The organism is Paraburkholderia tagetis (assembly GCF_022213065.1).
Classification (GTDB): domain Bacteria; phylum Pseudomonadota; class Gammaproteobacteria; order Burkholderiales; family Burkholderiaceae; genus Paraburkholderia; species Paraburkholderia tagetis.
Window position 1 is genome coordinate 16,335 of the sequence record NZ_JAKLJA010000068.1, and the last position, 11,135, is coordinate 27,469.

Annotated in this window: 4 protein-coding genes and 1 pseudogene; all 5 read right to left on the reverse strand. The window is 56.7% G+C overall.

Features of this window, described 5'->3' with window-relative positions; translation table 11 throughout:
- Positions 1-5 precede the first annotated feature (5 nt).
- A complete protein-coding gene (gene drmC / locus L5014_RS36085; protein WP_238468664.1) occupies positions 6-812 on the reverse strand; it encodes a DISARM system phospholipase D-like protein DrmC in 807 nt (268 codons plus the stop codon).
- The gene (gene drmB, locus L5014_RS36090; RefSeq protein ID WP_238468665.1) at positions 809-2,644 is read right to left on the reverse strand and encodes a DUF1998 domain-containing protein; all 1,836 of its coding nucleotides are present in this window, start codon (positions 2,642-2,644) and stop codon (positions 809-811) included. Before drmB ends, drmC begins: the two co-directional genes overlap by 4 nt.
- The gene (drmA, locus tag L5014_RS36095) at positions 2,641-6,201 is read right to left on the reverse strand and encodes a DISARM system helicase DrmA (RefSeq protein ID WP_238468666.1); all 3,561 of its coding nucleotides are present in this window, start codon (positions 6,199-6,201) and stop codon (positions 2,641-2,643) included. The genes drmB and drmA overlap by 4 nt, the downstream gene beginning before the upstream one ends.
- Positions 6,202-6,229: 28 nt before the next feature.
- Positions 6,230-10,501 (reverse strand): Eco57I restriction-modification methylase domain-containing protein, encoded by a 4,272-nt coding sequence (locus L5014_RS36100; protein WP_238468667.1) that lies wholly within the window; start codon positions 10,499-10,501, stop codon positions 6,230-6,232.
- A 3-nt stretch (positions 10,502-10,504) separates the two neighbouring features.
- A pseudogene (locus tag L5014_RS36105) lies at positions 10,505-11,135 on the reverse strand (hypothetical protein); the annotation flags it as partial.

Sequence of the window (11,135 nt, forward strand, 5' to 3'; positions counted from 1 at the left end):
TCGGGTTATAGGTTCACTGCCCGGAATACCCCATCTCGCAAAAGGGCCGCGAGATTCGCGGCTACCTGTCTCGGCGCGTCACCGCCGCGCATCAGTGTTCCTAATTCGATGTTGAGGTTCATCGCGTAGTCAGTCAGATTCGCACTCGATACAAAAAGCACCTCTTCGTCCGCGACCACGAATTTTGCATGAAGCGAGCCATGAAGGCCTTGGATGCTTTTCGGGCGCTTCGCTAGCGGCCAAACGTACGTCGTAATCCCACCGACCCGCGACAAAGCCAGTCCGTCCGCCGCGTCAAAGTCAACTTTGCCATCGCTTTCTTCCCGGCTCTCCAAAAGAAAGGAAACTTTGACGCCTCGGGTCACGGCCGCTTGTATCGCTTGCACAAGAGCGTCCACCTTGTAAGCCGCAAACGTTACGATGAACAATGACCTCCGTGCGCCACTTATCAGCTCGAACAGGACCTGCTCTGTGCTCCGAAAACCAAGCTGGGGAGTAGCTGGCCCTGACCATACAAGTTCGACGCTGCTTTCACCCCGAAGCCTCATCGCTTGGTGAAGTGCTCCTTCAACTGAAGCCGCGAGTTCGCCCGGCGGAACTCGACCAGCACAGTTGCGCCATTCTTCGAGGATTCGCTGAAACCTAGTGCGAGCCGTCGAATGGAGGCGCTGCTGAATCTGCAGCAACGCCTGCTCGAGGTTAGTGCTTGACTGCCTTAGCTGCACTGCTACGGCCATAACGGCATCCGAAGAGACGTCAGCGGCAAATTCCGCGATAGCATCGAGGAGAGGTGTTGGCAAGTTCATCATCATTCAAAGAAAGGAACGTTGCCGCCACCAATCGTCTGGACGAGGAGTCCTCGGTCAAGATATTTGTTTCCGCGCTCGCACGATGTTTCTGGGGAAAACATGCACGCATGGCATGCGGCGCCGTGCAACGAAGAAGTTCCGTCGTGCGCCGGCCGATGTTCACCGCACAACGGGTCTGAAGCACAGAGTCGAATCTCCTCCAACGCCAACCTTATCAAACGCCCAAGCCTGTCGGGCTCCCCCAACGAGACCAACCCACCAAGGGTTCCTTCGCTGTCGGGAGCCGCCGTATAGAGAAGCAAGCCCGCCATCGGAGGTGCGTCATCCCCTCCGTCGTGAGCGTATATCCGCTCACGGATGCTGGCCGACGAGTATCCAGCCTCCATGGACAACTGCCGCATTAGGGCATGGGAGAAAGAGTGAATCAGCGCATATCGAATCCCCGGGTACCCGCTCTGAGGCTCGGGGATGTGCCGTGCTTTCCGCCATGCGGAGTGGGCGCGGAACATTTCCTCATCTTGCCGAGTGACGTGCCTCACCCACGCGCGTATTACCTCTTCTGAAAACTGGAGAAATATTCCCTCCCCCCTCACTTCAGAAACAGGCACCCAAGCGGGCTTGCTGCGGCCCAATGGCGCTCGCAGTGCATCTGGAATTTCACTCGGGTCCGAATAGTCACCCGGTGATTCGATTCGCGTGAATCCGGTTAGCGCCCGCACCTCTCGCAGGCGCTCTGCGCGGACAACCTTTTCAAAATATTGTTCGTATCCGTGCGGCGCAACGACAGGGGTTAACTGGAAGTCTCGCGTATTGGTGGCCGGGTCAGCACTAACGAAGACATTCCACTCTGGCAATTTCAGGTTGCCATTTTCTTCATCAGCCTGCACGCCATTTTTCTTGCTTTCGATTGCACCCCATACAGCAGCGTCGTTGTAGTCCTCGAGGCCCTTCAGGTTTCCTACCGCTCTGAACGCACCTACAGTCTCCTTTGACGGAATATGCTGCAAAACCGCCCAGCGCTCCTCGACCAACTGCGGCAACTTGTCCACATGCATCGGGATTGACAGCGCTGACAGCGAAATCCCAAACCAACTGTTTGACGCGCCCAGCAACATCGTTTCAGCATGCTCGTTGCAACCGCTTGGAGCGAAATCACGCAGATGAGGTCGTCGTCCCCTACACTCGAACACATCGTCGCTTTCGGCAACCTCCCCGAATGCGTCGGACATGCGCCGGTCGCGCCCGCAGGTATCACATTTGACGAGCAAATCCACAGCTTCGTCCGAGGCACCAATCTTCTTTAGCCGGAGCGGTCCATTGCACGTTGCCGCGCCACGATGTACGAAACGCAGCCAGGGAAAATCATCAAGGTGACCGTGACTGCACGCAATCTGAAAACGTGCGGGCAGCGCCACCGGAGGCTGACCTGCCTTACTGCAGTTTGCATGGACAAACCGCGCGCGGTCCGGTCTGTAGGGGTCCGTTTTCAGCTCGAACAGGCCCGAACTAACGGGCGCCAGCAATTCACACCATGGGCAACGAAACCATTGGGGAAATGCTGCCACCGGGACCCCGATTTTAGCTCCGCCCAGAGGGTCAGCGGACGCAGTGTCCGGTTCGACCGGAGGAAGCAGGAGTTTTTCAACCTGGTCACCAAGCTGGACACGCACGGCTCGAAGCAGGCGCTCTTCGCTGACCAGCACCGAATGGGTCGTATCCCAATCGTCGAGACCCATGACCATTCCGGCGATGTTTGGCAGGTCAATCATTGCCCCGACGCCATAAACGTTCAGCAGCTGCGTGGGTCGGATATCACCGACCTTGTGTTTTGTCATTGTTGGCCTCCGGTCGTCGAAGGCGGCGTGCCTGTATTGCTCACAGCCGCCGGAGCAGGCGCCGTGTATCCTTGCCCGTACCCATCATCCAGTGGTTTGTCATCCATGATTAGGCCGACGCTTGGCTCGACATCACGGAGCGAACCGAGACAGGTAAAGTCTTCCCAGTCTCCCGCTCCCGTTTTCTCAAGCAACGGAATGGTCGTTCCATCTCTCTGTCCTTGATACCCTAACCGAGCCCCACCCGGTTTCGGCGCGGCCCTTTTGAGCCAATAGTCGATTCGGGCTTTCAACATTTTTTCGACCCGTTGCCCTTGCGCCGTCGACTGCGTCACGGAGGCGGCACGCTCACTAATTGCCTTGATTGCATCCTTCACAATCGCGTGCGAACCGTCCAGCCGTCCCGCAGCCAAGTTCTCGTTGAATTCAGATGCGGGCAAGCGCACCAGTGCAGCCAGAACGGCGGATATACCTCTGTCGACCGCTCGCGCTGCGAACGGCGTCACTGAAAGCGCTTCGACGTGCTGATAGAACGTCGCGTGATAATGCTCAAAACGCTCGTAATGGGAAAGGTCGCGCGGTCGCCCCCAGTTGTAGACGGTACAGACCAACCCCGGCGCTTGCGCGTTTCGCCCAACGCGGCTGGTCGCCTGAATATACTCCGCTGTTCCCTTCGGTTGACCACCGACCACCATCAAGCCCAAACGCTTGACGTCGACACCCACAGATATCATGTTGGTCGCCAGAACAACGTCAAGAGGATTCGCGCGGACCGGTTTCCCGGTTAGCTTCGCGTGAGGCGGCAAAAGTGGGTCGTGTGCGTACTCAAGTCGGTCCAGCAAACCGGGAATATCGCGGGAATTCTTCCGAGAGGTCAGTTCTTCAAGAGCTGGCGTATGACGCTTCGCCAACCCACGGCTATCCATATCACGCAAACGCGAGCGAATGTCGTCATCCACGAGCCGTCTCATGCCGCCGAGCTCACGCATGGAATTGAAGTAGCCCAACAACGTCATCCAGGGGTCAGCTGCTTTCCCGTATCTCAAGAACAATGCCTGGGACGCCGCGAGATATGCCGAATAGACGCGAATAAGCGCTACCTTCAGGCGCCGCCCGAATGCGCTCACACCAACGTACCGTCGACCGGGGTATCGCTCACTGGGCTCCCGCTGCAAGCTGAAGAAGTTGTCCCGCACGTCCAGACCTTGAGGTGGGAACACGCGAACGTCGCGCAGAAATAGCGACCGGACTTGCTCTGTTGCCTGGCGGATAGTCGCCGTGGACACAATGACTTTTGGACGGACGACCTTTCCGTCAATGGTCCAGGTGCAGAGCTTGTCGACTGCAGTCTCGTACAGACCAACAAGACTGCCCAACGGACCGGATATCAGGTGGAGCTCGTCCTGGATAATCAGGTCGGGTGGCCGGAGCGGCCCGTGCGCAACTGCCCTTACTGCAGGCAGGCCGTTTTTTGTCGGATGCGAAGAAGCATCTTCCAGACAGGGCGAAGTAAACCCATGGCGCGGACAATATCCGTCGACCTGGCCAAACAGCATCTGGGTCGTGCCATTCCATGGCATCTGCGCGAATTTGTCGACGGTTGCTATCAGCAGCGCCGGCAACCGGCGATAGATTTCTTCGTCCACGGTCAGGACCGGAATTCCTTCATCAGGCGCCTTCGCGCGACTGAAGTCACATTGGCCGAGTCGGTCACTGCAGTATGTAAAGACGCGTGCTCGACCTTGGGCATACGTCTCCACCTTCACATCACGCCCTAGGTCCAAACCCTCTCCACACCACGGACAGTTGGTCAGTTGTAGCGGAGAGCCCGTACCACTGCCCATGCCAACGCCACGCCCGCCCAGCGTCGACTGATGCGCATCGGCAACGCTGTTGGGAGACGTCTTCATGCCGACCCAGAGTCCAACGCGGAACGGCTCCGTGCCCCAAACTTCAGGAGCGGCTCTTCGGATGACCTCGCATGCGCAAATCAGCGCGGCGGCACGCTGGAACTGTTGCAACGTAAGCAACCGAAGTGTGTAGCGCATGATGACCGCAACGCCGGCGTGCCCCAGTCGTCCACCCACGCTGCCCTGAAGTCGTCTGAGGCCGAGCGTATACGCAGTCAGGCCCAGATACGCTTCGGTCTTACCGCCGCCGGTCGGGAACCAGAGCAAATCCGCAATAGCAGAGGGCGCACTGCTGCGCTCGGGGTGGTCAAGCTGCGTCACGCCAGGTAGGTTGAGGAGCACAAACGCCAACTGGAATGGTCGCCATGAAGGGCTCTCGGATTTTTCCAGTTCGCCGACATTCACTTTGCGACCGGCGCGCTTCATCTCCGATAGCAGTGTGTGGATGCGCTGCTGCCACATCGCCCGGTTGGCAAACCGGAACGCCTCCAGCGACTTGGCGTCTTGTTCGAGAAGGTCAATGCCGGTATCGATGCGCCCGCAAGCGACTTCGCAGTTGGCAATCGCGTTTTCGGCGACCTTTCGATAGGCCTCCAGCTCCTCCTGTGGGTCGCCGATTCGGGCAGACTCTTTCTCAATCCACGCTTTATACGCTGCTGGCAATGCCCGGAGCGACCGGAATAGGTCAGTATCCGCCATTTCGGATAATGCCTTCATTTCCAGAACTACGTCGGCCAGAGCGGGGATATCCTCCGCAGTAGGCGGCGTTGTCTGAGGTACCTCATACGTCGGCATCGCGCGCGTCCGCAAACGAACGCACTTCGTGGAGTCCTCTGCGTCGACGTCCGCATGTACGGCGACCCCGTGTCCTACGGCGAACTCAACCTGTGCTCGATAGAGCATCTCGAGCGCCATTTGCTCTGCGTGTTGTACGGGGTCCGCCTTCGCCTCATCACGGAACAACTGCCTACGTCGAAAGACCGGCGCACCATCGGCGCCGGCAACTTCTAGCTCCGGCTGGAAAACCCACATTTCGTCTTTCAGGGATTCGCTTTCCCGCTGCCCATTGACCATGAACAGCGAAACGACCCAGTCACCATTGAGCTTGCGAATCCTTCCCTGGAGATAGACCTCCGGCTGTGACATATCAAGCGGCACCGGAGCAATATCACCTTCGACGAGTGCGATTGGGAGACCAACGTTACCCATCGGATACCGCTTCCACACCGTTAGCGGATTCCCCTTGTCATTAACTTGAGTTTTGCTCCTTTCGCGCTTGTACCGCCCCCAACGTCCTGTCACGAGAACAGACTGAACATCTCCGGCAATCGTGCAGGTCATCCCTATCGAAGACGGGGACAATGAATCCGTGGGAAGCGGGACGTCGTCTGTAGCGCCGTCCTCGCCGGAGGCAGACTCGTCGTCCGCCAGTACATCCATCTCGTTCACACGCAAACGTCTATTCCGGGGCGAAAGCATGCCGACCAAATAACGGTCTTGAACGCGGGTTTCTGCGACTTCCTCATCGGGGCCGCCACGAGGTCCAAACAGTTCCTTTTCGACAAGGTCCTCAAGCTCGGCGCGCAGTTGGACCGGCGACGGAACCGTTGACGCAAGGACTGAATGAGGTTTCTGATTAGTAGACACTTATACTCCCCAGCGGCACACAACCGCGTTAGAACAGTCCACCTTGCGCATCATTGGTGTTGACGCGAGGGCGCCTCAATGGGCGATTGAATGAATTCACCGTGACCAGAGAATCCGTTCGTTCCAGGCTTTCACGATGCTCATCCTCGTATCGCTGACGGTTCAAACGTGCAAGCCGGCGCAGAACCTCCAAGCGCGATTCCTCGCAAATGGTGAAGCGAACACGGTCGTTTTCAGGTAGATAGGGAACCGAATGAAATCCGTGGCATAGGTCAATGTCCTGCCATCCGTAGGCGGCGAGGAGCGCGTTATCTATTTCCGTGTGAAGACTGCGCAATGCGACAATTTCGTCGTGCGCACAATCCGCCGAGTTGAAAAGGTTATAGAGACGGGTCAAACCGACCCCCAATTCGGACATCATTCGTACTCGTCGCTCATTGAAGGTTCGACACAAGACAGCAAATGTCGAGGGTAACGAGTCCGGAAACGGCATTGTCTCAAAGGTATCTGTGGGCGAATAGTTCAAGTCGACGCGCATCGTTGAGCTGGTCTTGCGAGCCCAAATCTGATGAACCGTTGAAGATAGAATTCCAAACGACGACCAATTCATCGGAAAAACAGCCAGCTTATGAGCAAAGACGCTGTCATTCTCCACCACCGCGAATTTTACGAAGTTTTGAACTAGGCTCGTCACTATCACCATCGGGTGCCGGAGACCTTGCGCATCCCACGACTCCGAATGTTGAAAAAAATCATGACCGCGACCAACGGCGTGATAAAGCGCCGGACGCTTATCTGCGTAGTGCCACCAGCGGTCCGGTAACGGCTTACGCAGCACAAATTTCCCATCCGCGTCCTTCCTTTGACGCTCGGGTTTTACCTTTGTCTCGACAATCGATAAGACGTCTGGGTAGTCTTGGGCTACTGGGGCAGGATAATCGACGGGCACTCGTCCTTCCCGTAGCCATCTTGATTTTAGGTCTTCCGATGCCGTGGCCCACGTACCATCTATGTCGCGCGCGAGCGGCCAGTCCCAAAAATTAATCACCCAACGTGAAGCCTTCTGCGTAGGTTCCGAGTTCAAGTCTTCACCGTTCAGGTAAGGAAAGAGCACGTGAGCGTTTTTTGCGTCATCAGCGATAAGCCTCAGCGCGTCTTCCGCTCGTACGATGAAGCCAGTACCCAGCACGTAAGAACCGATAAACGACTTGTTGGCGTTGGCCTTAAGAGGCATCGGACTCCACTCCACCTCGGAAGACAAAAAGGCGGAAATAGTAGGCACCGGTCTGCCGCTCAATTGATAGCTCCCGCCCCAAGACCCGCGATGGACGTACACAGCGCTAGCGACCACCACAGCCGCTCCCGGCCAATCGAAATTTGGCGCGGCGGCAAAAATCGAGTACCCACTATGGAGCATCGCTTCCAACCCCACCTGTCGTGTATCACCTTCCGCGATGGTGTTTACCGCTAAAAGCCCAAAGTTTCCGTTGGGTTTGAGAAGGGCAGAAGCTCGGAGAAAGAAATATGCACACAGGTCGGCATGTCCTTTACGGCCATCCGCTGTATAAAGCACTTGATAGTCACGGTAATCATCGCCCAACAATCCAGTAATTTTCTTTCCCCCGACGAACGGCGGATTTCCGACAATGGCGTCGAAACCCGCCTCATTCGTGTTCAAGAAGACCTCTGGGAACTCAATGAGCCAATGAAAAGGATTGCGCGGTTGCGGCGCCGAATCGGGATTGAGCATTCGCGCTGCTTTTTCCGTAAGCGGTGGCGACCCTTGCGGTCGGGCACTCGGCAACGAAGCCTTCTCGGTGAAGACGGCTCCCACATCGAGTAAAAGCTCATCTAGTTTGGCGTCAAGCAGCTTGAAACTGCGGGAGGCTGTACTAGTCGCTGCATACAAGCCGGCACCCACAATGAGGTCGCCCAATTCGCGCACATCGCGGAGAGCCATCTCCGCATCGCCATGTAACTCGCTCTTCAACTTGGCATCATGCACATCAACAACAGTAAAGCGCTCAAGTTGTTCCCGTTTGTTTCTGGCCTGGTCCAGAAGCACCATTGACTCGCGCTTTATGTAGTCGTGTAGTCGCTCTATCGTTCTGGATGGTACTAGGTGAAAACTCTCAATTTGTTTAGTTTGATGCAGACCCAAGAGGCTGTCGCCGCATTTAATAGCATGGTCCAAGAATGTGAATGGGCGGTTCTTGTGCAGCGTGACGAGCCAGAGCGAAAGTTTGGCCATTTCGACGGCCATCGGATTGACGTCTACACCGTAGACACACCGCTCCGCAACCAATCTCCGAGCGAGGGCGAGCCGCTCCTCAAGGTCACCTGGTAGAAGCTGCTCGCTATGATGTGCCCCGGAGGGCAATGCTTCCGGCACGACGAGGGGAACCCCCGGCCGCGTTGCCTCCGCGAGTGCCCACGCTTCTACCAGCCTCTCGGACATATACCGGCATACCTGCACAAGGAATGCGCCGGAGCCACACGCAAAATCGCAAATCTTCAGAGACAAAATTTCAGACGGTGTCTTAAGTCGCACAGGCGCGGGCACCTCCCCGCTGTCGACGCCCACGTAGACCAGTGGGTCCAACGTAGTCTTTACGACCGACTCGGTAAGGCTTCTTGGCGTGTAATGCGTTCCTGTGCTGCGGCGGTCTGCCCCCGACGTCACATAGACGCTTCCTTGTTGCACAATTACAGGGTACCCGTTGCTGTCCTCGCGAAGCAGATGTGCGTACCGTTTAATCCTGTCGTAGAGACCGTCTGCCGTCCCACACGCCGATTGCAGCGTGAGCGAATTGGTATCGCCGGCCTGCGCGAATGCTCGACGTATAGCCGCCGGCGTCCGTCCCGTTTTCTCCTTCAAGAACGCAACCAGTTCGTCCTCTCCAGCGGTCGCGCGCTCGTCCAATTCGCTGAGTGAAATTTCGATATCTTCACCGCCACTGGTTTTGAAACCCAGCACCGGCGAAGATGCACGTTTCGCCGTGTGGTCGAGCAGCCCTTCGTACACGTGGCCAATCTGTTCGATATCGAGCGCACGAAACGACAGCCGACGCGGCTCAATCCCGCCTCCCGGAACGCGTATTCGCAGAAACTGCAGCGACTCCAATAGATGCAGAACCGTGCGGTTGTTGATTGGAAGGGGCGCTCCTGGTGTATCAACCCATGAGGTGTCTGCTTTCCGGCCTTCCAAAAATGGGTAACGGTCCGGGTCGAACAAGTCTCCCCCATACGCCGGCAAGCGCATTGCCTCATGCTCTACCCCGCCGTAAATTACGCGGCAGGTCGCCAAGAACCGACCCCACGCATCATGCCGATGTTCAAGAAGCTGTTCATCGGGTATTTCACGTAGCTGGTCGCGTAGCGTCGAAATTGCGTAATGGCGGTCATACAAGGCATCGCCGAGTAAAAGAAGCCCACGTTCCTCAGCAGAGAGAAGAAAGACCAACCGCATCATCACGGTCAGAGCAGCTTGATATAGCTCTTTCTCCCCAATACCATTCAAGAAGCGTCCGTGCTGCTCGACGTCAATGCGGTCGAGTGCCTGAATCAACACCTCAACCGCCTTCAACACCTGTTGGCCGAGCTGGTCAGTAACTTCCTGCTGATTCATCGCGCTTTCCGCGAGCATATTCGGAAGCGTTTCGTTCTCTGCTACACCGAAGAAACGACCAACTCCGAGTAGTGAAACAAATGCCTGCAGGGTAAGAGGTTCTTCCGACCAAAGTCCCGAATCCCAAGTAATAAAGCTTGTAGTTTCACCAGGCTTCGCTGCCACCAGAAGCCACTTCTCCCCGTTGGTCACAAGGCCCAAAGGGACATTAGTCGCATGCAGCAATGTCATCATGCGCGTGTCCGGGGACCCGGTCTTCCATGTAGTACCTGCTACCGGCTTCGTCAGCTCTTGGCTCGACGGATATACGCTCACCAACATGCGAGGAAGCGTTTCGGTTGGCGCCTTAAGCGCATATGTCGGTCGGAGAGTTTCCCCGTACTCGTGAACGCGCGCCTCTAAGCCATCTGGCAATGCCTGTCCTGTGAGCAAATAGTCATCCGGATAGCCGAGAGTGCGCTTGAGCACGAACTCGAGCCATGCGGTGTGAATCACGACTTCCTGTCGATGCTCTTCCCATTCGCCGAATGCGAGGCGAACGTTCTTGGACATCTCGGTGTCGTGCGCTTCCAGCCCTTGGGGAAACACTCGTAGCAACACAGGCAAGGAAAGAAACGGTCCAGAGACCTCAATTAGCGACAACCATTCGTTATGTTGGCGAGCGATAGACATGATTTAGGCCGCTCCCTGACGTGCAAGGACTTCCGGAATCAGGTAGGTCACTGATACAGGGAAAAGGCGCGGGTTCGGCTCCGCATATCGAGCCAAAATAATTTTTTCTTCGAGTTCCATTTCTTCCGGTAGCTCATCGAGACGCCGCTCCAATGCGCTGCGGTCCCGCTCAAATTGTTCTTTCTCCGGCGTTGAGAAGAGCTCTAGTTGGGGGGTAACTTCGTGCAACTGCGACCGGATGCTCGTGTGCAGCTCGCCCAGCACAGCGCGCATTGCGCCAATTTCACGGGTGGCTCGCTCATCGAGTCGATTCTGTAGCGTCTCAGTCCTATCCTTCATGCGGGCCTCGAGCGAACGAAGTACCCCGTCCTCATGGCTCGGCCAAAGCGTTATCAGACGCTGCTGCAGCGACTCCGTCGGACATTGAGAAGTAGCTTCGTTCAACAACTGCTCCAAACGGCCAACTTGTGGAATCCGCGCGAAGCGTCCCTCGCGCAGTTCGCCGCCAGCGATGAGCTTCCCCCGAAATTTCGCCTTCCAGCAGGTCGTGTGTAAACTCGACCCGAAGGAAGGAAAGAATCGATGTTCAAAATACCAAAGCAGGCATACACCGCTGAGTTCAGGACGCTCGCGG

Coding starts and splice junctions, on each gene's coding strand:
- drmC (WP_238468664.1), bottom strand. CDS start 812: ATGATGATGAACTTGCCAACACCTCTCCTCGATGCTATCGCGGAATTT.
- drmB (WP_238468665.1), bottom strand. CDS start 2,644: ATGACAAAACACAAGGTCGGTGATATCCGACCCACGCAGCTGCTGAAC.
- L5014_RS36100 (WP_238468667.1), bottom strand. CDS start 10,501: ATGTCTATCGCTCGCCAACATAACGAATGGTTGTCGCTAATTGAGGTC.